Source organism: Bacillus sp. FDAARGOS_235, assembly GCF_002073415.2.
Classification (GTDB): Bacteria; Bacillota; Bacilli; order Bacillales; family Bacillaceae_G; genus Bacillus_A; species Bacillus_A toyonensis.
In genome coordinates, this window is record NZ_CP020437.2 from 2,301,427 (window position 1) to 2,324,675 (window position 23,249).

20 protein-coding genes are annotated in these 23,249 nt (G+C 34.4%); 8 read left to right on the plus strand and 12 right to left on the minus strand.

Annotated features, from left to right (window positions below; genetic code table 11):
- The first annotated feature begins 61 nt into the window (after positions 1-61).
- Positions 62-1,030 (plus strand): ABC transporter substrate-binding protein, encoded by a 969-nt coding sequence (locus A6J74_RS13770; protein WP_001010250.1) that lies wholly within the window; start codon positions 62-64, stop codon positions 1,028-1,030.
- Positions 1,031-1,410: 380 nt separating this feature from the next.
- Positions 1,411-2,760, plus strand: a complete 1,350-nt coding sequence (locus A6J74_RS13775; protein ID WP_000338301.1) for a peptide MFS transporter — start codon at positions 1,411-1,413, stop codon at positions 2,758-2,760.
- Between the two features lie 37 nt (positions 2,761-2,797).
- Here the strand turns inward: A6J74_RS13775 and A6J74_RS13780 are convergent, their stop codons facing one another.
- Together A6J74_RS13780 and A6J74_RS13785 are read right to left on the minus strand one after the other, a co-directional pair.
- Positions 2,798-2,977: an acid-soluble spore protein H gene (locus tag A6J74_RS13780; protein ID WP_000383122.1), complete on the minus strand. Its 180-nt coding sequence runs from the start codon at positions 2,975-2,977 to the stop codon at positions 2,798-2,800.
- Positions 2,978-3,168: 191 nt separating this feature from the next.
- Positions 3,169-3,456: an ArsR/SmtB family transcription factor gene (locus tag A6J74_RS13785; protein ID WP_000081428.1), complete on the minus strand. Its 288-nt coding sequence runs from the start codon at positions 3,454-3,456 to the stop codon at positions 3,169-3,171.
- 810 nt (positions 3,457-4,266) lie between these two features.
- Between A6J74_RS13785 and A6J74_RS13790 the strand changes: the two genes are divergently transcribed.
- Positions 4,267-5,886, plus strand: coding sequence for an L-lactate permease (locus A6J74_RS13790; RefSeq protein WP_000109129.1), 1,620 nt, complete (start codon positions 4,267-4,269; stop codon positions 5,884-5,886).
- A gap of 40 nt (positions 5,887-5,926) precedes the next feature.
- On the opposite strand, the gene aspA is transcribed toward A6J74_RS13790, so the two are convergent.
- From aspA to gloA2, 3 genes are all read right to left on the minus strand, one after another.
- The gene (aspA, locus tag A6J74_RS13795) at positions 5,927-7,360 is read right to left on the minus strand and encodes an aspartate ammonia-lyase (protein WP_000562163.1); all 1,434 of its coding nucleotides are present in this window, start codon (positions 7,358-7,360) and stop codon (positions 5,927-5,929) included.
- Positions 7,361-7,533: 173 nt separating this feature from the next.
- The gene (locus A6J74_RS13800; RefSeq protein ID WP_000353290.1) at positions 7,534-8,832 is read right to left on the minus strand and encodes a hemolysin family protein; all 1,299 of its coding nucleotides are present in this window, start codon (positions 8,830-8,832) and stop codon (positions 7,534-7,536) included.
- Between the two features lie 108 nt (positions 8,833-8,940).
- Positions 8,941-9,327 carry an SMU1112c/YaeR family gloxylase I-like metalloprotein gene (gloA2, locus tag A6J74_RS13805; RefSeq protein ID WP_001017657.1) on the minus strand — a complete coding sequence of 129 codons (387 nt, stop codon included), beginning with the start codon at positions 9,325-9,327 and terminating at the stop codon, positions 8,941-8,943.
- Between the two features lie 91 nt (positions 9,328-9,418).
- On the opposite strand from gloA2, the gene A6J74_RS13810 reads away from it, so the two are divergent.
- The 3 genes from A6J74_RS13810 (at position 9,419) to A6J74_RS13820 (ending at position 13,441) form a co-directional block, all read left to right on the plus strand.
- Positions 9,419-10,597 carry a NupC/NupG family nucleoside CNT transporter gene (locus A6J74_RS13810; RefSeq protein WP_000668851.1) on the plus strand — a complete coding sequence of 393 codons (1,179 nt, stop codon included), beginning with the start codon at positions 9,419-9,421 and terminating at the stop codon, positions 10,595-10,597.
- 330 nt (positions 10,598-10,927) lie between these two features.
- Entirely contained in the window at positions 10,928-11,944 is a 1,017-nt protein-coding gene (locus A6J74_RS13815) for an LCP family protein (protein WP_002105716.1), read from the plus strand.
- A 234-nt stretch (positions 11,945-12,178) separates the two neighbouring features.
- Complete coding sequence (locus A6J74_RS13820) at positions 12,179-13,441, plus strand: VanW family protein (RefSeq protein ID WP_000777336.1); 1,263 nt, start codon at positions 12,179-12,181, stop codon at positions 13,439-13,441.
- 54 nt (positions 13,442-13,495) lie between these two features.
- Here A6J74_RS13820 and A6J74_RS13825 read toward each other — a convergent pair whose 3' ends face one another.
- Both A6J74_RS13825 and A6J74_RS13830 read right to left on the minus strand, forming a co-directional pair.
- A complete protein-coding gene (locus A6J74_RS13825) occupies positions 13,496-13,768 on the minus strand; it encodes a hypothetical protein (protein ID WP_000288801.1) in 273 nt (90 codons plus the stop codon).
- A 15-nt stretch (positions 13,769-13,783) separates the two neighbouring features.
- Positions 13,784-14,302, minus strand: a complete 519-nt coding sequence (locus A6J74_RS13830; protein WP_000822696.1) for an RNase A-like domain-containing lipoprotein — start codon at positions 14,300-14,302, stop codon at positions 13,784-13,786.
- Positions 14,303-14,701: 399 nt separating this feature from the next.
- Between A6J74_RS13830 and A6J74_RS13835 the strand changes: the two genes are divergently transcribed.
- Complete coding sequence (locus tag A6J74_RS13835; RefSeq protein WP_000852219.1) at positions 14,702-15,250, plus strand: TVP38/TMEM64 family protein; 549 nt, start codon at positions 14,702-14,704, stop codon at positions 15,248-15,250.
- Positions 15,251-15,313: 63 nt separating this feature from the next.
- Here the strand turns inward: A6J74_RS13835 and A6J74_RS13840 are convergent, their stop codons facing one another.
- The 3 genes from A6J74_RS13840 to A6J74_RS13845 form a co-directional block, all read right to left on the minus strand.
- Positions 15,314-17,014 carry a M4 family metallopeptidase gene (locus tag A6J74_RS13840; RefSeq protein ID WP_000730355.1) on the minus strand — a complete coding sequence of 567 codons (1,701 nt, stop codon included), beginning with the start codon at positions 17,012-17,014 and terminating at the stop codon, positions 15,314-15,316.
- Between the two features lie 165 nt (positions 17,015-17,179).
- The gene (locus A6J74_RS29775; RefSeq protein ID WP_000733136.1) at positions 17,180-17,308 is read right to left on the minus strand and encodes an NprX family peptide pheromone; all 129 of its coding nucleotides are present in this window, start codon (positions 17,306-17,308) and stop codon (positions 17,180-17,182) included.
- Positions 17,309-17,322: 14 nt separating this feature from the next.
- On the minus strand, positions 17,323-18,582 hold the full coding sequence (locus tag A6J74_RS13845; protein ID WP_001187940.1) for a helix-turn-helix transcriptional regulator: 1,260 nt from the start codon (positions 18,580-18,582) through the stop codon (positions 17,323-17,325).
- A 199-nt stretch (positions 18,583-18,781) separates the two neighbouring features.
- Here A6J74_RS13845 and A6J74_RS13850 point away from each other — a divergent pair, with 199 nt between their 5' ends.
- Positions 18,782-20,245: a nicotinate phosphoribosyltransferase gene (locus tag A6J74_RS13850; RefSeq protein WP_001110354.1), complete on the plus strand. Its 1,464-nt coding sequence runs from the start codon at positions 18,782-18,784 to the stop codon at positions 20,243-20,245.
- Positions 20,246-20,447: 202 nt separating this feature from the next.
- On the opposite strand, the gene A6J74_RS13855 is transcribed toward A6J74_RS13850, so the two are convergent.
- Positions 20,448-22,814 (minus strand): heavy metal translocating P-type ATPase, encoded by a 2,367-nt coding sequence (locus A6J74_RS13855; RefSeq protein WP_000796580.1) that lies wholly within the window; start codon positions 22,812-22,814, stop codon positions 20,448-20,450.
- Positions 22,815-22,834: 20 nt separating this feature from the next.
- Complete coding sequence (locus A6J74_RS13860) at positions 22,835-23,212, minus strand: ArsR/SmtB family transcription factor (RefSeq protein WP_000829680.1); 378 nt, start codon at positions 23,210-23,212, stop codon at positions 22,835-22,837.
- Positions 23,213-23,249: the final 37 nt, after the last annotated feature.

The window sequence follows — 23,249 nt, forward strand, 5'->3', positions numbered from 1 at the left end:
GATAAAGGCTTAATATCATGCTTGCTATTGAAAAATATTCTCAACATGTAGGGGGTACATAATGAATTTCATGCGGAAGAAATCGTTTACATTATTTGTATTTTTACTAGCATTTTCAATGCTTTTAAGTGCTTGTGGAAAATCAAATAACAAAGAAGAATCTACAAAAGAAGATAATAAAAAAGAAGTGGTTACTGTAGAACATGCAATGGGTAAAACAGAAGTTCCCGCTAATCCAAAACGTGTAGTTATCTTAACAAATGAAGGAACTGAAGCTTTACTTGAATTAGGTGTGAAACCAGTTGGTGCTGTAAAGTCTTGGACTGGTGACCCATGGTATCCACATATTAAGGATAAAATGAAAGATGTAAAAGTTGTTGGTGATGAAGGACAAGTTAACGTTGAAACAATTGCTTCTTTAAAACCAGACTTAATTATTGGTAACAAAATGCGCCACGAAAAAGTGTACGAACAACTAAAAGCAATTGCACCTACTGTGTTCTCAGAAACATTACGTGGTGAATGGAAAGATAACTTCAAATTTTATGCAAAAGCATTAAATAAAGAAAAAGAAGGCCAAAAGGTTTTAGCTGATTACGAAACACGTATGAAAGATTTAAAAGGCAAACTTGGTGATAAAGTAAATCAAGAAATTTCTATGGTACGCTTTATGCCTGGTGATGTTCGTATTTATCACGGTGATACATTCTCTGGTGTTATTTTAAAAGAACTTGGATTTAAACGTCCTGGTGATCAAAATAAAGATGATTTTGCAGAGCGTAACGTATCTAAAGAACGTATTTCGGCAATGGATGGCGATGTATTATTCTACTTCACATTCGATAAAGGCAATGAGAAAAAAGGTTCTGAACTAGAAAAAGAATATATAAACGATCCTCTATTTAAAAACTTAAATGCAGTAAAGAACGGAAAAGCATACAAAGTTGACGATGTTATTTGGAATACAGCTGGCGGTGTAATGGCTGCTAACTTGCTACTAGACGACATTGAAAAACGCTTCGTTAAATAAATTTATTCTAACCAGCTCCCCTCTTTTATGGAGCTGGTTTTTTCATTTCACTGAAGTGTCACATTATTTCATTTTGTATTTTTATTCCCAATATGTTATATTATAAAAGTAAATAGAATATATTTTCTCTATATCAGAATAAATATTTTAATCTAAATTTTCTGATTAATCACTATTTTAAATTCGTTTAGAATTCAATTACTACATTTGAAAACGCTTATTATCGAGTTTTCAGGGCAAAATACAATAACGGTTGAAGAAAATAGAACTTTTTCAGAAATTTTCTTTCTATTTCCATATAATTCTATTGACTTCTAAATATTTTGTAAATTAAAATGATTACATAAATATCCGTTATACAGGATTAGGGGGAAACAAAAATGGATGCAGCTTTAAAATTAGACAAAGCTGGAGAGCAACAATCACCAAAAAAACATCCACCAGGGTTATACTTGTTGTTCTTTACAGAAGCATGGGAAAGATTTAGTTATTACGGAATGCGTGGCTTATTAGTTCTTTATTTAACAACGAGCTTAGTAAGCGGCGGTTTAGGCTTTGATAAAGCAGTTGCAGTTCAAATTTACGGTATTTTCACAATGCTTGTATATTTCACACCTATTATTGGTGGCTGGTTAACTGACCATTTCATTACGAAACGACACGCCATTACTATTGGCGGTATCATTATGGCGATTGGTAACTTCGTACTATTTTCAATGAATACGAAAACTGGACTATTTTTAGGATTAGGATTATTAGTTATCGGTAACGGATTCTTCAAACCAAATATTTCGACTTTATTAGGTCAATTATATAGCGACAACGATTCTCGTCGTGATAGTGCCTTCACTATCTTCTACATGGGAATCAACTTAGGAGCTCTTATCGCTCCATTCATTTGCGGTTACTTCGCAGATTACAGATACGGTTTCTTAACAGCTTGTATCGGTATGATTATTGGGCAGATTGCATTTAACTTATTAGCACCTCGTTACTTAGGATCAGCTGGAACAACAGTTGTGGGGAAAAAATCTAAAGAACACAATGCAAAAGCTGTTGAGAAAAAACCTTTAACACCACAAGAGAAAAAACGTACTGTTGCAATTTTAATTTTAACTTGTTTCGTTGTATTCTTCTGGGCAGGATTTGAACAAGCTGGTAGTTCTTTAACACTTTACACAGATAAGTTCGTAGATCGTACAATTGGTGGATTTACAATTCCAACACCTTGGTTCCAATCTGTAAACCCATTATTCATTATCTTATTAGCATTACCAGTTTCTGCATTATGGATTAAACTTTCAAAAACAAAAAATGGTGATTTAAAAATCCCTACAAAAATGGCTTTTGGTATGATTTTACTAGGAGTCGGGTACTTAGTTTTAACTTTAGCTGTTCTAAAAACTGGTAGCGATGAAGGTAACATTACAATGAAAGCAAACTTACTATTCATTGTATTCACTTACATGTTCCACACAATCGGTGAACTATTCTTATCACCAATTGGATTATCTATGGTAAGTGCAATCGCTCCTGTTAAATTAGCATCATTATTAATGGGTGTATGGTTAGCTGGTACTGGCTTTGCAAACTTATTAGCAGGACAATTAGCTGCTTTCACTCAATCTTTAGGATATTTAGAAGTATTTGCAAGCATCGGTGTTATCGTAATCGTACTAGGATTAGTACTTCTTATGTTCTCTAAGAAAATTGCACATATGATGGAATAACAAAAAGACGCTTCTAAAATTAGAAGCGTCTTTTTTATTATTTCTCCTCTAAAGCCGTCACGTCCACATGAACGCTCTCACCAGGATTAGATACGTCATACACTTGGGCACTCCCCTTCTGCTCATCACAGCTCTCAATCCATACTGGTACGCCCTCATATGTAACGTCAATTTTACTTGAAGAAGATAAGATTTGTTTCACACGTTGCACATCCATACTACTATCCCTCCTTTTGCTTACTACACTCCTTTCTATTTTTTCTTTTCCTTTTAGAATATATTCCGTAAGGCAGCATGTTGATTGATAGTCATTTCTTCCTCACTTGTTAATATTTACTCTCTCGCTACCTTTCTGACAAATAAAAAAAGACGTATATTCCACACGTCTTTTTCCATAATATTCAAATTTTAAGAAAATAATGTTTTTACTACTGCACTTACTTTATCATTATGGATTTGATAATACACTTCTAATCCTCGTCTCTCAAAGCGCACTACCTTATTTTGCTTTAACTTCGTTAAATGTTGTGAAACCGTTGATTGCGGAATTTCTAATACTTCCTGTAGTTGTGTTACATTACACGTTCCACGTTGCATTAGTTCCATTACTAGGCGTAGACGCAACGGATGCGCTAACGCTCTTAACATTTGTACATCTTCTTCTGAAATACGACATTCGAATTGATTTTGGCTCATAAAGTTCCCCTCATTTTCGTTTTTATTTTCTTTTTATTTATTTATATATCTGTTCTTATATTTCCTGTTACGACATAACTTTATCAACCTATAACGCTGAAAATTTTTTCCACCTTTATCAGCATAGAATTCAGGAAAAAATCCTTACTGATTTTGAATATTATACTATATGATATAACGAAAAAGCAAAACAAAGGGCTACAAATACTTTGCTTGCAAACGTTGTTTTATCAGGCTTTTTGTTATATTTTCACCTCATTGAAACGCAAAGTAATGATATTGTAAAATACCGTCTATAATTGATAAACTTCCGTAAAGTAGTTGGAGTATACTTAACCTCTTTGTTACACTAAAAGGAATTTTCAGTAAAAAGAGATGCTCTAGTATTAAGAATTTGCTTCTTATTTTTTATTCATATTACATTTGGCTGGAATGTTATTCAAAACCTCATAATGAAATAAACCACTCCTTCCCCAACTAGATCAAACAGGACAGATAAGTGCAATATATCAAACTTTATATTCGATACAAAAGACGGCATCTACTATACACCTATTGGGACAATGACATATGAACAAAATACTCACTGAATAAAGTTTCACTTTAAAAAGCGCACTCAAATACATTTAAGTGCGCTTTTTGTCTACTTTATGAACAAAGCTTTCTTTTAACACTATTATGGAATAATTATACTTTTTTACGTTGACAATAGTGTTGAAGGAGAATATACTAAGCATGTAAGTTGATTGTGAATTGTTTCACAAATAATGTGAATTTCTTCACATATAATAGATAGGAGTTGTCATTATTATGAGTACTTGGACACAAATTTATGACCCATTAAACAACATTTGGTTATCTGCACTAATCGCAGCACTTCCAATTTTTTGCTTCATTATTTGTTTAGTGGGATTCAAAATGAAAGGTTACATGGCTGGGCTTTACAGTGTAATTGTTGCTATTATTCTTGCTATATTTGTTTATAAAATGCCTACAACTGCAGCAGTAGCATCTGCCGGATTTGGTGTTTTATCTGGATTTTATCCAATTTGTACTATCGTTATCGCAGCTATCTTCCTTTACAAATTAACTGTTAAAACAGAACAATTCAATGTCATTCGTGATAGCATTTCAAGTATTACAAATGATCAACGTTTACAAGTATTATTAATCGCTTATTCTTTCGGCGCTTTCTTAGAAGGCGCAGCTGGTTTCGGTGTTCCGGTTGCTATTACAGCTGCATTACTTGTAGGTATGGGCTTTAATCCATTAAAAGCAGCGGGCATTTGCTTAGTAGCTAATATCGCTGGTGGTGCTATGGGGGCTATGGGTATTCCAGTTACAGTACCTGCACAATTAACTGGAATAGATGCATTAACTGTCGGTCGTCAAGCAGTTTACATTTTGCCATTCATTAGCATTGTTTTACCGTTCTTACTTGTTTCAATGGTAGATGGATTTAAAGGCATTAAAGAAACTTGGCAAGGTATTCTTGTAAGTGGTGTTTCTTTCGCAATTACTCAGTTCGTTGTAACTTACTTCTTAGGCGCTGAACTTACTAATATTTTCGCAGCAGTCATAAGTATGGTCGCTCTTGCATTATTCTTACGTGTTTGGCAACCAAAATCTTCTGCTAAAGAAGAAAAACAAGAAGAAAAAGAATCTCATACATTCAATCAAATTTTATATGCTTGGTCTCCATTCGTATTCTTAACTGCATTTGTAACAATCTTTAATTTAAAACCAATTAAAGCTTTATTTGCTCCGGATGGTCCATTAGCAAACTTAGTATTTAACATTCAATTCCCTGGTCTTCATAATCAAGTTATAAAAACTGCACCAATCACAAAAGCTGATATACCTTTCGCAGCGATTTTCAAACTAGATGTATTCTCTTCTACAACTACTGCGATTGTATTAGCAATTATCGTTTCACTTATCGTTTACCGTGTAAACGGCAAAATGATTAAAGAATTAATGATTGAAACAATAAAAGAATTAAAGGTTCCAGTATATACAATTTGTAGCGTTATCGCTTTAGCTTACGTAGAGAACTACTCTGGTATGTCATCTACACTTGGACTTGCATTCTCTTCTACTGGAAATGTATTCCCTATTCTTTCTCCAATCTTAGGATGGATTGGCGTATTCATTACTGGTTCAGTAGTATCTAGTGGTTCACTATTCGCACCACTTCAAGCAGTAACTGCCGATCAATTAAACATCGTCCCATCTACTCTCGTTTCATTAAACGTAGTTGGTGGCACAATAGCAAAAATGGTTTCACCACAATCCATAGCAGTTGCTTGTGCGGCAGTTGGACTAGTTGGTAAAGAATCTGCTCTATTTAAAACAGTGATGAAATATAGTTTAATCTTCTTAGCTATTATTAGCTTACTTCAATTAAATGCTGTATTTAATATCTTTTAAAAATAAAACACCGATCCAAATAGATCGGTGTTTTTTCACATTACATCTTCTTATTCTTTAATAAAGAAGCACCAGCAATTTCAGGATGCGTCATTTCGAATGGATCTAAAATAATATCCAATTCTTCTTCTGTCAGTACACCATGTTCTAAGCATAACTCCCTAACAGATTTCCCTGTTTCAATCGCTTCGCGAGCAATGCGAGATGCTGCTTCATAACCAATGTGAGGGTTAACTGCTGTAATAATTCCAACACTTTTCTCAACATATTGCTTCAGCAATTCTTCATTTGCTGTAATTCCTTTAATACAGTATTCTCGGAATACACGGAATCCGTTATTCATAATACTAATAGATTGAATTAAATTAAATACAAGCACAGGCTCCATTACGTTTAATTCTAATTGTCCTGCTTCTGAAGCCAAGCAAATTGTATGATCATTACCAATTACTTGGAAAGCAACTTGATTAATTACTTCTGCCATAACTGGATTTACTTTACCTGGCATAATAGATGAACCTGGTTGGCGTGCAGGCAATTGAATCTCTGCTAATCCGACACGTGGCCCAGACGCCATAATACGAAGATCGTTTGCAATTTTAGACATATTCATCATACATACTTTTAATGCTGCAGATACTTCTGTGTATGCGTCTGTGTTTTGCGTTGCATCAACTAAATGCTCTGCGCCGACAAGTGGGAATCCGCTAAATGTTCGTAAATGTTTTACCACATGTTCAATATACGTAGGATTTGCATTTAATCCCGTACCAACAGCTGTCGCCCCCATATTCACTTCATATAAATGTTGACGAGACTGTTTAATTCTTTTTATATCACGCGCAAGCACGCGGCTATACGCTTCAAATTCTTGTCCAAGGCGAATTGGCACTGCATCTTGTAAATGTGTACGTCCCATTTTAATGACGTGATCGAACTCTTTTGCCTTTGTACGGAAAGCAGCATGAAGTTCTTCCATTGTAATAAGAAGCTCTTCTAACATCATAAGAGTTGCAATATGAATTCCCGTTGGAAACGCATCATTTGTTGACTGAGCCATGTTCACATGCGTGTTTGGGCTAATTTTCGCATACTCACCTTTTTCGTATCCCATACGTTCTAATGCTCTATTCGCAATTACTTCATTTGTATTCATATTAATGGAAGTTCCAGCACCGCCTTGAATTGGATCCACAATAAATTGATCATGGAACTTTCCATCAACAATTTCTTGTGCTGCTTCCGCAATTTCTTGCCCAATATCTTTAGCTAAATAACCGGTATCCATATTCGCAAGTGCCGCCGCCTTTTTCACAATTGCCATTGCCGTAATGAGTGACGGATGAATGCGATATCCTGTAATTGGAAAGTTTTCTACGGCACGTAATGTTTGTACACCATAATAAGCTACACTTGGTACTTCCTTTTCACCTAAAAAATCTTTTTCTATACGTATATCCTTCGTTGCTATCATTTGCATCACCTATACTTTTTCATTCTAAATCCTTATCTAAAAAATCCGCCATCTCAAAATACGAGTATTATTCAGAAGAATTTTTCAGTATCCACCTTCACTATATAGCACCTTTTTTGAAAGCGCAAACATTTAATTTTCTATATATCCTTTTTATTAAAGTTTATAGAAAATCATTCTTCTACTTTCTTTATCTCAACTCGTTTAATTTGATGCATATCCTTTTCAAGGACTTTAAAATAAAAACCATGTTTCTCAATAACATCCCCTTCAGCAACGACTTGTTTTTGTACCATGATCCAACCACCAATTGTATCTACATCATCAGCAACCAAATGTATGCCAAATAAATCATTTACTTCACTAATAAGCACTTTTCCCTCTACAATTTTACATCCTTCGCTTATGTGTTCGATAGGCGGGTGTTCATCTTCATCGTATTCATCTCGAATTTCTCCAACAATTTCTTCTAAAATATCTTCTAGCGTGACAATGCCTGCTGTACCACCATATTCATCATATAATACAGCTAACGGAATTCGCCTTCTTTGCATTTGTAATAGCAAATCATGAATTGGGATATTTTCTAATACTTCAATAACTGGCCTTGTATATGGTGTAATCGAGCACTCTTCCTCTCGATTACCATCCATATAACGAATAAATAAATCTTTTACATTAACCATTCCGATAATCTCATCTTTATCTTCACCAAATACAGGATATCTCGTATATTTTTCTTGCGCAATTACTGTAATATGTGTTTCAAACGGCTCGTCCTCATATAATCCTACAACTTCCGTACGAGGTACCATAATTTCCTTTGCTACTCTATTATCGAATTCAAAAATATTATTTACGTATTTAAATTCCCTTTGATTAATCTCTCCGCTCTCATAGCTCTCCGATAAGATTAACCTTAATTCCTCTTCTGAATGAGCTACTTCATGTTCAGAAGCTGGATGTAATCCAAATAAACCTGTTACAAGCCTTGCTGAACCATTTAAAGCCCAAATAAACGGATACATAACTCGGTAAAAATAAATAAGTGGCTTTGATAATAATAAGCTAACTTGCTCTGACCTTTGTATAGCTAATGTTTTTGGGGCAAGTTCCCCAATAACAACATGTAAAAATGTAATCACTGCAAAGGCAATAATAAATGAAATTGTACTAGCAATGGCAGGAGATAATTGTAACTTTAAGAACAATGGCTCGAGTAAATGTTTTATAGTTGGCTCTCCTAACCACCCGAGCCCTAACGCAGTAATCGTAATACCTAACTGACATGCTGATAAATACTCATCTAAATTTGCAGTTACTTTTTTAGCAGCCAATGCACCTCGTCGTTTTTCAGTAACGAGTTGATCAATGCGACTGCTACGCACCTTAATAATTGCAAACTCAACAGCCACAAAAAAAGCTGTTAATGCAATAAGAATGGCTACCATCAATAATTTTAAAATATCCACATATGCCCTTTAGCTTTCTTAGCTAAAGTTACACCTCCTTTTAAAAAGAAGTTTCACTTTAGTTTCTTCAATTATTAGAAAGCAACCCTATATAAAATTCACCAATTTTCAAACCTCATATAATTCTAAAGGTAAACCGTCAGGATCTTGGAAAAAGACGAATTTCTTCCCCGTTATTTCATCAATACGTATCGATTCCGTCTCAACACCACATTGATTTAAATGCGTCACAGCTTCTTCTATATTTATAACTGCAAATGCTAAATGTCTAAGACCAGCTGCTTCTGGAAAACTTGGGCGCTCAGGCGGACTTGGAAATGAAAATAATTCTATTTGATACTCTTCTCCTACACATAAATCCAACTTATAAGAATCGCGTTCCTTTCTATATACTTCATTTATCACTTTAAAACCTAATATTATAGTATAAAAATCCTTTGACACTTCATAATTCGAACAAATAATTGCAACGTGATGCACTTTACATATATTCATGATTTCTCTATTCCTTTCTTTACCAAAGATGCATATTCTCCCTTGAAATGAAAAACATATATAGCAGAACATCTCTTTTAGGGGGCTTACTATGAAATTTATCACTTTTTTTGTCGGACTTATCGTCGTTTTCTTCCTTGCTTATATTGCTAGCAATAATAAGAAACACATTAAATTCAAACCTATTTTCATCATGCTTATTATACAGTTAATTTTAACCTATTTATTATTAAATACAGAAATTGGTCTCATACTTATTCGGTTCATTTCCAGCCTTTTCACAAAGCTACTCGAGTATGCTGCTGATGGTATAAACTTTGTGTTTGGCGGTCTTGCAAATAAAGGTGAGATGTCATTTTTCCTTACTGTATTATTACCGATTGTCTTTATTTCCGTCTTAATTGGTATATTACAACATTTCAAAATACTACCATTTTTTATTCATTGGATTGGTTTCTTTCTTAGCAAGATAAATGGTCTTGGGAAATTAGAATCTTACAATGCCATCGCTTCCGCTATTGTCGGCCAATCAGAAGTGTTTATTACGGTAAAAAAGCAATTAGCACAAATTCCAAAACACCGTCTTTATACACTTTGTGCATCAGCCATGTCAACAGTATCTATGTCTATCGTAGGTGCCTATATGACGATGATTGAACCTAAATATGTAGTAACCGCACTCGTTCTCAATTTATTTAGCGGTTTTATTATCATACTCATCATTAACCCTTACGACGTTAAAGATGAAGAAGATATTTTGGAAATAAAAGGTGAAAAGCAAAGTTTCTTTGAAATGCTTGGCGAATATATTCTTGATGGTTTCCGAGTAGCCATTGTCGTTGGCGCCATGCTCATCGGATTCGTAGCATTGATTAGCTGCATTAATGACCTATTCCTCATTATATTCGGCATCACTTTTCAGCAATTAATCGGCTACGTATTTGCACCTATTGCATTTCTTATCGGTGTACCAAGTTCTGAAATTGTCGCAGCTGGTAGCATTATGGCAACGAAGCTTGTAACGAATGAATTTGTAGCAATGATGGATCTTAGTAAAATTTCCAATAGCCTTTCTCCCCGTACAGTTGGTATCATTTCTGTTTTCCTCGTTTCTTTTGCCAACTTTTCTTCTATTGGAATTATTTCCGGTGCAGTAAAAGGGTTAAACGAAGACCAAGGAAATGTTGTGGCAAGGTTTGGGCTTAAATTACTATATGGAGCTACTCTCGTTAGTATTTTATCTGCAATTATCGTAAGTATTATGTTGTAATTAGGTAAAATTTTATCATTTTCTTATCCCTATCTTTTGTATACAATAACGAATAGGTGTCTTATAAAGTGAAACTTTACTCAGAGGGGACTATCCCCCTCTGAGTATTAGCCTTCACCAATCGGGCTTTTACGGGCAGTTAACTCCCACCTAACTTCCTTGCATTCGCTGGACTTTGAGGTGGGAGTTTTACTGCCCGTTAATGCGGGATAAATAATCAAGACATCTATTTTTTATACATGTACAATCGCTTTTATTTAGCGTAAAATATTTTTTATGTGTTTTAATACACCTAGATGTATACACTTTGATAGTTTTAAAGGAGAAAAAATGATGAAATCCGACACAAACAACAATATGCGAGCCAAAAAAGGACGCTCAAAGAAAAAACGCCTACTTTGGTTCCTTCTTATTCCATTACTAATTGTAGCACTTGGAGCAGGAGGTTACTCCTTCCATATATACAGTAAAGCAAAATCCATTTTAAATAACGCTTATTCTGAACTAGGTCGAGGAGATAAATCCAACAAACGTGAAAAAGCAGTTAAACCTATGACTGATAACATTTCCGTACTTATTATGGGTGTTGATGAAAGTGATATTAGAGAAAAAAATTATGGAAAAGCAACTCGTACGGATGCGCTATTACTTGCAACAATTAATAAAAACGATAAATCCGTTAAACTTGTAAGCATTCCACGTGACTCACGCGTCTACATTAAGTCACGTGATAAATACGATAAAATTACACATGCACACGTATTCGGCGGTGTAGACAGCACGATTGATACAGTAGAGAACTTTTTAGACGTTCCTGTTGACTACTACGTAAAATTTAACTTTAAATCCTTTATCAAAATCGTTGATTCCCTTGGCGGTATTACTGTCGATGTTCCTGTTGAGTTTACAGAACAAAATAGTAAAGACGAAGCAAATGCAATTCATCTTAAAAAAGGACGTCAACATTTAAACGGAGAAGAGGCACTTGCACTAGCTAGAACTCGTCACATCGATAGCGATTATATGCGTGGTCAACGACAACAACTTGTTTTAGAAGCTATTGCCGAAAAAGCACTATCTCTTAATTCCATTAATAAAATCGGTGGCCTACTAGATGCTGTCGATAATGATTTAAAAACAAATTTAACTTTTGATGATATGATGACAATTGCAAAAAATTCAATGGATTCAAGTTTAAAAATGGACAAATTTCAAGTGGAAGGTACAGATAAATATATAGATGGTATTTATTATTACGTTCCAAACGAAAAAAGCGTCAATAATATATCGACAACACTTCAAGAACATCTCGGTGTTACGAATAAAAATGAGCATAAAAAATTATAATAAAAAGGCTGCTAGATTTTTCTAGACAGCCTTTTTATTATAATTTTCAACAAATTTTTCATGCATATTGTGACAAAAAGAGACAATTATTACAACAGTGTAACATTTTTTATAAAAACATTACACACGCAGTGGAAATAATAGTATACTAGAACTTACATACTGTTATTTTCATCATTTTTATACAAAAAATGTAATACATATATTTATACACAAATTTCTGGGGGGAAATAAATGAAGCTAAGTAAAATACTGATCGGTTCTGCAATTGCAGGGGGCATATTACTTTGTGTAGGCGGTATTGGTGGATATCAATATGTATCCAAATTAAATAATCAATTAAATAACACCGCATTACCAAATACTAAGTTTGAAGGTATTTCTCTTGCTGGAAAAAATAAAGCAGATATTCAAGCAATTATTAATCAAAAAATAAATGAATTAGATCAAAAATCTCTTACCTACATATTCCAAGATGATAAACAAACTTACATATGGAAAGATTTAGGTATAAATTATAAAGAGAAAGATATTGTAAACAAAATCTTTAAAGAACAAGAAGGAAACGTAATGAGTCGTTACAAAATGCGGAAGCAAGCTGAAAACGATGAATTAAAACGTGACTATAAATTAACACCACAATTAAATACAACAGCTTATGAAACCTTTATAAAAGATAAATATAATGAAACATTAAAAAATCCTGTTAATGCAGAATTAAGTATTGAAGGCTCTACTGTAAATGTTAGCCAAAGTCAAAACGGAGAAAAAATTGATAAAGGCAAACTACGCGATTTAACAAACGAAGCTATTACTACTGGTAAATCAGATGTTACATTACCGGTTACATTAATAAAACCAGAACGTTCTACAGAAGATATACAGAAAATGGGAATTAAAGAAGTCATTGCTGAGTACTCTACTCCAATGGCTGGCCGTAATGGTAATCAATCCTTTAACGTAAATAAATCAGCTAATACTTTAAGTGGAGTTATTGTAGCACCTGATGAAACGTTTAGTTTTAATGGCCGTGTTGGTGTAACTGATGCTGCACATGGTTATAAATCTGCCGCAGTATATTCACAAGGTAAAGTTATACAAAGTGCAGGCGGAGGCGTTTGCCAAGTCAGTAGTACTTTATATAGCGCAGCTTTAAGGGCAGATTTAGGAATTGTTTCTCGAAGTAATCATTCTATGCCCGTAAATTATTTACCACTTGGGCAAGATGCAGCAGTGGCAGACTATGGTCCGGATTTAAAATTTAAAAACAATACAGGTAATCATATTTATATTCAAGCATTTTCAAATGGAGGGAGTATTACTACACGCATTTTCGGTACAAATACTGGTAAAAATGTTGAAGTTTCTTCTCAAGTAATTAGTAGAACTAATGATAAAATAACAGCGGTTACGTATAAAAAAGTAACACAAAACGGCGAAGTACTATCAAATGGACAAATTTCAAAAAGCGTATATAAAAGTGCCCCAAAACAATGAGATACTATCAAACGGACAAATTTCAAAAAGCATAAAGAAAAAGGCGTGATCTACTCACGCCTTTTTCTTTTGCAGTAATAGTAAAAAAGTTTCAAGATGATCCTTCGTTTCTTCTAAAGACCATATACGATTCCCTTGCTTCGCAGCCAGTACGCACGCTTCTTCCCACGCGTTCTTGTTCTTCATATATACTAATTCATCGCGTAATTTCAAAACAATTTCTTCATCTTCTTGCTCTATAAACTCTGCCATCACGCTTACTATTTCATCCTCATGAATACTTAACGTACAGTATGATTTAAGAAAGTATTGTAATGTCGTATACATATGTACTCCCCCTTCTTATTTGTCAGATGGATAAGAAGTAATAATCTTATATCCTAAATCTCCTGACTTATCTCTCGCTAAAACAGTAACAGTTTTTACTAACTTATCTTTTACATTCATATTTTTCTTTATTACCGTTTTCCCGACCGGGAATGAATGAGTTGTATTTAATACGAGACGAGCCTCTTTAGAATTTTTTAACCAATCTTGAATTTCTTTATCATGTTGCTTCAAACTATCTTTTACAGCTTTCGTCGCTGTTTCTTTATCATAATATGTACTTGCCGCTGATACTTTATCTGTCTTCAAACGATTCTTCAAATCCTCTTCTGATTTACCTACATGCCTTTCAATCGTATGACCATTTTTAGGCGGCCCTTCCATTTCATCTAAAATATTATCACTAATTTTTTCTACTGACGTACCTTGATTCCCTGTTTGTTTCTCAGTTTTTTGTTCTTTTCCTGCACATCCACTTAAGATCAGCATCAATGCCAGTAAACTACTGAAGAAAAGACTACTTATTCGTTTCATCATATCACCTCTTCCATGATTATTATCGTAACTTCACTAAAAGTCAATTTCACAACGAAAAAACACATACATTTTTTAAACCCTTCAGCTATTTTGCTATGTTTACCACTCTATCTTCATCAAACCACTATTTTTCACCTACTTTAAAATATACCCCTGTGATTTTCTAATTATTTCCCGAATTAAAATACCATTTAAAACACTACATAAACCCTTTAAAAACAAGGTTTATGTAGTGTTTTTCAACAAATTAAAATATACCCCCTTTTTTGTATACCCAATACCTATATACCGTATACAAATGCCGTTCTGTCAACGTTTTCTACATTATGTAAATTTCTCCTTGCCTATCCATTCGAAATATGGTGTAATGCAAAAAAAGATAAAGGATTTTATAATATGGCAGAAACGATTCAAAATTTCCTAACAGAATACTATTCAATCGCAATTCCACTTAGTATCTTAATCAATATCATCATCAGTCTTTTAGGTTTTATCCCTAGCATCTTTTTAACCGCCATTAATATACAGCTATTTGGCGTTACAAATGGCACACTCATTTCGATCGCAGGCGAAGCATTAGGCGCTATTATCTCGTTTTATATTTATCGCATAGGCCTTCAAAAGTTCACTCACGATAAAGTAAATAAGTATCCAAAGGTAGAGCGTCTTCTTTATGTAGAAGGTAGAGAGGCCTTTCTACTCGTTCTATCGTTTCGATTGATACCTTTCATCCCATCAAGTATCGTGACTTTATTTGCAGCTCTAGGGAAAATGTCATTACTCTCCTTCAGTATTGCCAGTACAATAGGTAAAATACCGGCCTTATTGATTGAAGTATATTCGGCATATCATGTTATGAACGGAACAAATGAAGCGAAGTGGATTGTAACAATCGCAGGTTGCATTGGATTGTTCTATTTGTGGAAAAAATGGAGAAAAAAATAAAGAAGGAGCCTATGCTCCTTCTTTATTTTTGAAGTATTTTATTAATATCTATCCCTTAAATCCTTAGTTTACACCAACAGCACTAAATGATTGCTTCACTGCATTTACTTCTGCAGAGCTAGCACCATATAAATCCGCTGCAGCTTGTACTGCACCAGCACGAGCTTGACTAAATGTAGTAGATTGCGTGAAATACTGTGTATTTGCACGGTAGTAAATCGCACCTAATTTATCTTTACCAATACCAGTTACAGTTACACCAGAATGCGTACCGCCATTTGCTAATAAATAAGCTTGCTTGTTAATAATACCACTGTTCGTATGAACCCCACCGTTATCACTAGTACCAGTGTAACGCTTAGAATAATGGTCTGGGTCACCATATTTCGCTGGATCACTCATAGAGCGAAGTGCATCTCCTGCTTTACCAGGCGTGTAAATATCTTCACCAATTTCCCAATCTGGATTACGATTATCATAGTATTCTACTAAAGTACCAAAGATATCAGAAATTGCTTCATTTAGCGCTCCTGATTCATTTTGATAAATTAAATCCGAGCTATTTTCCGTAACAGCATGCGTTAATTCGTGACCAATTACATCAATTCCACCAGATAATGAAGTGAATGTTACACCATCACCATCTCCGTATACCATTTGTGAACCGTTCCAGAATGCATTATTATACTTACTTCCGTAATGAACTGTTGATTTTAATGGTGCTCCTGCATCATTAATAGAGTTTCTATTAAATGTAGCTTTATAATAATCATATGTTCTACCAGCATAGAAATGAGCATCTACTGCTGCTGCATCATACGCTGCATTGAAAACATTATCTGTATCTGCCCATAATGTTCCCGGTAATGTTGAACGGTTTTTCGCATCATATGTGAAAATTGTTGCCCCGCGCGTATTATCTTGCAAGTAGTAAGATGACCCAGATAACGTTGTATTAAGCGATTTCGTATCTCCTAATACACCTTTACCAGTTCCCACTTTATTCGTTCCTGTTACTGGCTTTGCAGCAGCTTTTGCTTCCTGTTTAGGAGCATCTTGCTTAACTGGTGACTTATCTTCATTTGTTACATGATCAAGTTTATTATATTTATTTAACACTTTACCGCTGTCTGCTTCAATGAAATAGTAGTAGTTTCCTGGGCTTGGATCTAAGAAGTTTAGATTTACAACGTATGCATATGTTGTTTCTTCACCGTTTTGATATACATATAAGTCCGCTTTTGGTTCTACCTCATATTTCGGTGTTACACCTAAATCTTGCTGCGCGATTGCAATCGCTTTTGCGCCTTCAATCTTATTTTTATTTTTCAACTTTTCTTTCTTGTCTAAATCAGGTGCAACTGTTCCAGACAATACTTTTAAAGAACCATCTTTACTTACGTGAGCTACTTGAGTAGAACCCCATACAGGTACTCCTTCGTAAACTTGTTGCATACGTACTACTGTTGAATCAGTTACAGCATCTTTTTTCACTTGTTTCACTTTGAAAGAATCTTGCGCACTCTTTTCCCCTAGCTTATAATCACCTTTTGCTGCATTTAAATAATCAAACACAACAGATTCCGCTTTCTTGCCAGTTGCTCCAGTTAGATCACCAGAAATAAACTCAGGCGACTTCACTGTCTCATTGTACTTCTTCGTAGAGAGCACATTTTTTGAATCTGCAAACGCAGAGCCTGTCCCTCCAAATGTAGTAACTGCCATTCCTGCCGCTAACACTAACGCTAAACTTTTCTTTTTCATGAACCTTCCCCCTAATAAAAATTTTTTTGAAAAAGAGTAGTTTCATATTAGCATTATGTTTCCACTATTAATATACTAAAAATTCAAATAATTATTTTCTCAAGTTTTGTAGAATTTTGAGGAACAAATATTGAAAAAACCCTTTCCGTTAGGAAAGGGTTTTTTTTATAAATTAATTTGTTCAACTGTTTTAGCTTCTTGCCCTAGAGTATCCGGCTTCCAAGCATACTGAATATCCAATACTACAGCTGCAATTGCCATAACCACAAATGTTCCTGCAATTAACTTTTTCATACTATCCCTCCTCTTTATTCTTCTAATAAAGTAATTGCTAATTTATAATAGCGATTACTTTCTTTAAAATCTGAGCATTCTTCTAAGTATTCAGCTAGTTCTAAGTATACTTTCTTTAAATCTTTTATATTTTCCTCTGTTTTAAAGAAAGGAACTACTTCTGTTTCTAGAAATTTTTTATAGAGGTCTCTTTCTTCAAAATATTTATATCTTAAATTTAACAATAAATATAACATCCCTTTGTATCTCTCATCTTTCCTTGCAGCAAGGATACCTTTTTCAATCCATTCAGCCGCTTCCTCAAGTTCTCCTAATTGAATACACTGCAACGAGAGCTCATACATGGCATCAATATAATTCATATCCTCTTCTTTTTTATATTTTAAGCATTCTATATAATACTCTTTCGCCTTGGCATAATTTTTTTGTCGGTAGTACAGATAACCAATATTATTTAAAGCAATAGAAAGAATATTATCTTTATCAGCAAAAGAAGTTGCTTCTCTTATGATATGATTATAGATTTCCATAGCTTCATTATATTGTTTTTTTCTAGTATAACTAAACGCAATTAAAAACTTACAATTAATTATATTTCTAAATTTATATTCGCTTTTAAAACCTTCTAATGCCACATTAGCAAAGTATAATGTCATATGATCTATTTCCATCTGACTATATGTCAATGCTAAATTATAATATATTCCTGTTTCATAATATCCTAACTCTTTCGCCATCGATTCTGTTTTTAACAAATACTCTAACGCTTGCGTATATTTGTACTGCACAGAATATAATAATGCCTTATTATACGTATATAACATCTTCTGAAAAGGCGAGTATTTCTTATACACTTTCTTCAATCCGTCCAATTCTTCTTCAACAGCAGGGAGATCCCGCTTCATCATTAAATAACGTGTATACAGCAGTTTATAATAATTTATAATTTCAAAATCCAAAACATGCTTCATTTCACCTTGCAACTCTTCATATATGCGTTCTACTTGTTGCTTATCCAAATGAACTAGTGCATTCAACCATTCATCCAGCTTCCCCTTCACATCTTCTTCTACATCTCTTAAATCCGTTACAGCAATCTCTAATCTTGCGCAGAGCAATTGTAGAATTTCTTCTGATGCTTCGATCTTTCCATTTTCGATCTTACTTAAGTATGAGACAGAACAAATGCCCTGACATAATTCTTCTTGTGTCATTTTTTGCTGTAGCCGTTTATAAAAGACTTGTTTGCCTATTTTTTCTAATGTTTGTTGCATTGTCCTCCTCCATTCTCATTACCCCCATTACTCTAATAATACATAAAATTTAAAGAAATATAAATTGATAAATGTTAATTTTCTAAAAAATATGCATTATTTCATTTTTTTCTCTCTTGACTTCACATCAATATCTCTTCTTTGCTACGAACGTCGTAAAATTGGTATACTATAACCAAATTACGGAGGTGTTTTCGCAATGAATTATTATAAAGACGATAGTTATGCCTTACATACAGATTTATATCAAATCAACATGGCTTATACATATTGGAAAGATGGTATTCATAATCGCCGTTCTGTTTTTGATTTATATTTTCGAAAGCTTCCATTTGAGAATGGCTACGCTGTTTTTGCTGGTCTTGAAAAAATTGTAGAGTACATAGAAAATTTCAGTTTTACCGAGAGCGATATCGCTTATTTAGCAGAATTACAATTTGAAGAAGAATTCCTTCATTATTTACAAAATATGAAATTCACTGGGGTCATTCGTGGTATGCAAGAAGGTGAAGTTGTATTCAATAACGAGCCTTTATTACGTGTTGATGCACCACTCGGTGAAGCACAAATTATTGAAACTGCCCTTTTAAACATTGTGAATTACCAAACATTAATTGCAACAAAAGCTGCTCGTATGAAGCATGCTGCAAATAACGATGAACTTTTAGAGTTTGGCACAAGACGTGCTCATGAATTTGATGCTGCCCTTTGGGGAACACGCGCTGCCTTTATTGGCGGTTTCTCATCTACAAGCAACGTTCGTGCTGGAAAACGCTTCGGGATACCTGTAGCCGGCACACATGCTCACTCTTTCGTTCAAGCGTATCGCGATGAATATGTCGCGTTTAAAAAATACGCTGAAACTCATAAAAAATGTGTCTTTCTCGTCGATACATATGACACATTAAAATCTGGTGTTCCAAATGCGATTCGTGTTGCAAAAGAATTTGGAGATCGTATTGATTTCTATGGCATTCGTCTTGATAGTGGTGATATGGCTTATTTGTCTAAAAAGGCAAGAATATTACTAGATGAGGCTGGGTTTACAAATACAAAAATTATCGCTTCTAGCGATTTAGATGAATACACAATTATGCACCTTAAATCTCAAGGTGCAAAAATTGACGTATGGGGTGTTGGAACAAAATTAATTACATCCTTTGAACAACCAGCATTAGGGGCTGTTTACAAACTAGTTGCGATTGAAGATACTGACGGGAAATTAAATGACACGATTAAAATTTCATCTAACCCTGAAAAGATTACAACTCCAGGGCTTAAACGAATTTATCGTATAGTCAACAGGGTTAATAATCATGCTGAAGGCGATTATATTGCGTTAGATTCTGAAGAGCCTGAAAAAGAAGAACGCTTAAAAATGTTCCACCCTGTTCACACATACATAAGTAAATTCGTAACAAACTTTGAAGCACGTGAACTGCATAAAGACATTTTCGTTAACGGTGAAAGAACATACGAACTACCAAGTATATTAGATATTCAAAAGTATAACGAACAGAGTCTCGCTCTATTTTGGGAAGAATACATGCGAACTTTAAACCCCGAAGAGTATCCTGTCGATTTAAGCCAAGAATGCTGGGATCATAAAATGAATTATATTCAAACTGTTCGTGAACAAGTTGAAAAAAACATACAAAAATAAACAGAGAAGTTTCCTCCTTCTCTGTTTTTTCAATACTATATGAATATTTGTAAAAAATATATTAAAATAACAAGGTGAATATTTTTTATTTGTAAAATTTAATATTGCGTTATTAAAAACTAAAATAATATTTGATATTATTTTATTGAGTCACTTTCAACAAAATAACCGATAAAAAAGAGGACGCAATTGCGCCCTCTTTTTATAAATCTTTCACTCGTAGTACACGCATTGCATTTAATACTGCAATTAACGTCACACCCACATCTGAGAAAACAGCTTCCCACATTGTCGCTATACCAAAAGCACCAAGTAATAAAACTAATCCTTTTACACCTAATGCAAATATAATATTTTGCCATACAATACTTCTTGTGCGTTTTGCAATTTTAACAGCTGTTGCAATTTTTGAAGGTTCATCAGTCATTATAACGATATCTGCAGCTTCAATCGCTGCATCCGATCCTAAGCCACCCATAGCAATACCAACGTCCGCTCGTGCTAATACTGGCGTGTCGTTAATACCATCACCAACGAAAGCAACTTTTTCTTTTCCACGCTTAGCCGCATCAATTTTTTCAATCTCTTCTACTTTTTGTTGTGGTAGTAGTTCTGCGTGAACTTCATCTAAACCTAATTCTTTTCCAACAGCTTCACCAACTGCTTTTGCATCCCCAGTTAACATCACTGTCTTCTTGATACCTAGTTCTTTTAACTTTTGAATCGCTTGTTTTGAATCCTCTTTTACCTCATCTGAGATAACAATATAACCTGCGTATTTACCATCTACAGCAACGTGAACTAATGTACCTACTGTTTCTGGTTGCTTAAATTCAATATTTTCTTTTCTCATTAATTTAGCATTACCTGCGAAAATTTCTTTTCCTTGTACTTTTACAACTGTACCATGACCAGAAATTTCACTATAGTCTTCAATAGCATTTTCATCGATTGATTTTCCATATGCATTTCGAATAGATTGTGCAATTGGATGATTTGAATATACTTCTGCAAACGCTGCATACTCTAACAGTTCTTCACTAGTAGTACCTTCACTTGGCTCCATTTTTGTAACTTTAAAGACACCTTTTGTTAATGTACCTGTTTTATCAAAGACGATATATTTCACATCATTCAATGCTTCTAAATAGTTACTTCCTTTTACTAAAATCCCACTTTTGGATGCACAACCGATACCTCCAAAGAATCCAAGAGGAATGGATACGACTAACGCACATGGACAAGAGATAACTAAGAATACTAACGCTCTATAAATCCACTCGGAGAATGTAGCACCTTCTAAAATAAGCGGTGGAATAAACGCCATGATCGCTGCTGTAATAACTACAACAGGAGTATAGTAGCGCGCAAATTTCGTAATAAAGTTTTCTGTCGGTGCTTTTTTACTACTTGCATTTTGAACTAAATCTAAAATTTTTGATACAGTAGATTCACCAAATTCTTTTGTAACTTCAATTGTTAATACACCATTTTGGTTTACAAAACCACTTAATACGTCATTACCAACTTCTACTTCACGCGGTACAGATTCACCTGTAAGTGCTGAAGTATCCATCATTGATGTTCCCTCGACTACTTTTCCGTCTAATGGTACTTTCTCACCCGGTTTTACGATAATATAATCGCCGATTTGTACATCTTCCGGTGATACTTGTTTCGTTTCATTTCCAACCTTTACATTCGCATAATCAGGGCGAATATCCATTAATGAAGTAATTGATTTTCGAGAGCGATTTACTGCAATACTTTGGAATAGTTCCCCTACTTGATAAAATAGCATTACCGCAACAGCTTCTGAATATTGTTGAATTGCAAAAGCTCCTACAGTTGCAATTGCCATTAAAAAGTTTTCATCGAATACTTGGCCGCGAGTTATGTTTCTTACCGCTCTCCAAACGATATCTCCACCTATTAATAAATACGCAAGGACGAATAATGGAATTGTTATCATTTGTGGTAAATCAGCTAAGGCAGCAATTCCTGTCAAAATTCCACCGACTACTAATCGCCCTATCATCTTTTTCACATTTGCTTCACCATGGTCGTGACTATGTCCGTGGTCATGGCCGCTCTTTTCTTCACGAACAACTTTCACATCTGGTTCTAACTTTTGAACGACATTCTTTATATCTTCTACAGTCGATTCTAACTCTCTTTTATTCGCAACTTCTACTCGTAATTTCTTTGATACGAAATCAACAGTTGCTTCTGAAACTGTCGGCATTTCCTTAACTTTATTTTCAATCTTCATTGCACAGTTCGCGCAATCTAAACCTTCTAATATAAAAACTTCTTTTGCAGCTTTATTTTTTTGCTCTTCTTGCACTTTAATATGTGGTTCTAACTTTGTAACAAGCTGTTTTGCTTCTGTCACAACTTCATTTTCTTTATTTTGTGCTGTTTCTAAAACCATCGTCTTTGTTGCAAAGTTTACAGAGCAAGAATTTACTCCTTCTATATTCCCAACGCCTTTTTCAATTTTCATTGCACAGTTCGCACAATCTAAACCTTCTAACATCAGTTTCTTTTTCACTAATGCTTCTGCCATCGTTCTCCCTCCTCGCGTTTTTATTCTTCCTCGTTTACGTGTTCAAACGCTTGCTCGAAGATATGAATTACGTGCTGGTCAGCTAACGAATAATAAACGACCTTTCCTTCTTTACGATTCTTTACAAGTTTCGCTTGCTTTAACACACGTAGCTGATGTGAAATAGACGATTGTGTCATTCCTAATAAATAAGCTAAATCACAAACGCACATTTCAGCTTCAAATAATGCATGTAATATTCTCGTACGCGTACGGTCACCTAATACTTTAAATAGTTCTGCTACTTTACTTAAACTTCCATCAGTCGGAATTGTTTGCTTCACTTGATCCACGACTTCCTCATGAATTACCGTTTGAGAACAAGTTTCCTGCGGTGTTTCTACTTTATTTTCAGCCATTATAGCTCACCTCTTTAATTGAACATATGAACAACTG

Excerpts from the sequence above, each read along its gene's own strand:
- A6J74_RS13835 (WP_000852219.1), top strand. The coding sequence starts at position 14,702 with ATGGCAGAAACGATTCAAAATTTCCTAACAGAATACTATTCAATCGCA.
- gloA2 (WP_001017657.1), bottom strand. The coding sequence starts at position 9,327 with ATGAATATATGTAAAGTGCATCACGTTGCAATTATTTGTTCGAATTAT.
- A6J74_RS13770 (WP_001010250.1), top strand. The coding sequence starts at position 62 with ATGAATTTCATGCGGAAGAAATCGTTTACATTATTTGTATTTTTACTA.
- A6J74_RS13775 (WP_000338301.1), top strand. The coding sequence starts at position 1,411 with ATGGATGCAGCTTTAAAATTAGACAAAGCTGGAGAGCAACAATCACCA.
- A6J74_RS13860 (WP_000829680.1), bottom strand. The coding sequence starts at position 23,212 with ATGGCTGAAAATAAAGTAGAAACACCGCAGGAAACTTGTTCTCAAACG.
- A6J74_RS13855 (WP_000796580.1), bottom strand. The coding sequence starts at position 22,814 with ATGGCAGAAGCATTAGTGAAAAAGAAACTGATGTTAGAAGGTTTAGAT.
- A6J74_RS29775 (WP_000733136.1), bottom strand. The coding sequence starts at position 17,308 with ATGAAAAAGTTAATTGCAGGAACATTTGTGGTTATGGCAATTGCAGCT.
- A6J74_RS13820 (WP_000777336.1), top strand. The coding sequence starts at position 12,179 with ATGAAGCTAAGTAAAATACTGATCGGTTCTGCAATTGCAGGGGGCATA.
- A6J74_RS13780 (WP_000383122.1), bottom strand. The coding sequence starts at position 2,977 with ATGGATGTGCAACGTGTGAAACAAATCTTATCTTCTTCAAGTAAAATT.
- A6J74_RS13825 (WP_000288801.1), bottom strand. The coding sequence starts at position 13,768 with ATGTATACGACATTACAATACTTTCTTAAATCATACTGTACGTTAAGT.
- A6J74_RS13810 (WP_000668851.1), top strand. The coding sequence starts at position 9,419 with ATGAAATTTATCACTTTTTTTGTCGGACTTATCGTCGTTTTCTTCCTT.
- A6J74_RS13785 (WP_000081428.1), bottom strand. The coding sequence starts at position 3,456 with ATGAGCCAAAATCAATTCGAATGTCGTATTTCAGAAGAAGATGTACAA.
- A6J74_RS13840 (WP_000730355.1), bottom strand. The coding sequence starts at position 17,014 with ATGAAAAAGAAAAGTTTAGCGTTAGTGTTAGCGGCAGGAATGGCAGTT.
- A6J74_RS13850 (WP_001110354.1), top strand. The coding sequence starts at position 18,782 with ATGAATTATTATAAAGACGATAGTTATGCCTTACATACAGATTTATAT.
- A6J74_RS13815 (WP_002105716.1), top strand. The coding sequence starts at position 10,928 with ATGATGAAATCCGACACAAACAACAATATGCGAGCCAAAAAAGGACGC.
- aspA (WP_000562163.1), bottom strand. The coding sequence starts at position 7,360 with ATGATAGCAACGAAGGATATACGTATAGAAAAAGATTTTTTAGGTGAA.
- A6J74_RS13830 (WP_000822696.1), bottom strand. The coding sequence starts at position 14,302 with ATGAAACGAATAAGTAGTCTTTTCTTCAGTAGTTTACTGGCATTGATG.
- A6J74_RS13845 (WP_001187940.1), bottom strand. The coding sequence starts at position 18,582 with ATGCAACAAACATTAGAAAAAATAGGCAAACAAGTCTTTTATAAACGG.
- A6J74_RS13790 (WP_000109129.1), top strand. The coding sequence starts at position 4,267 with ATGAGTACTTGGACACAAATTTATGACCCATTAAACAACATTTGGTTA.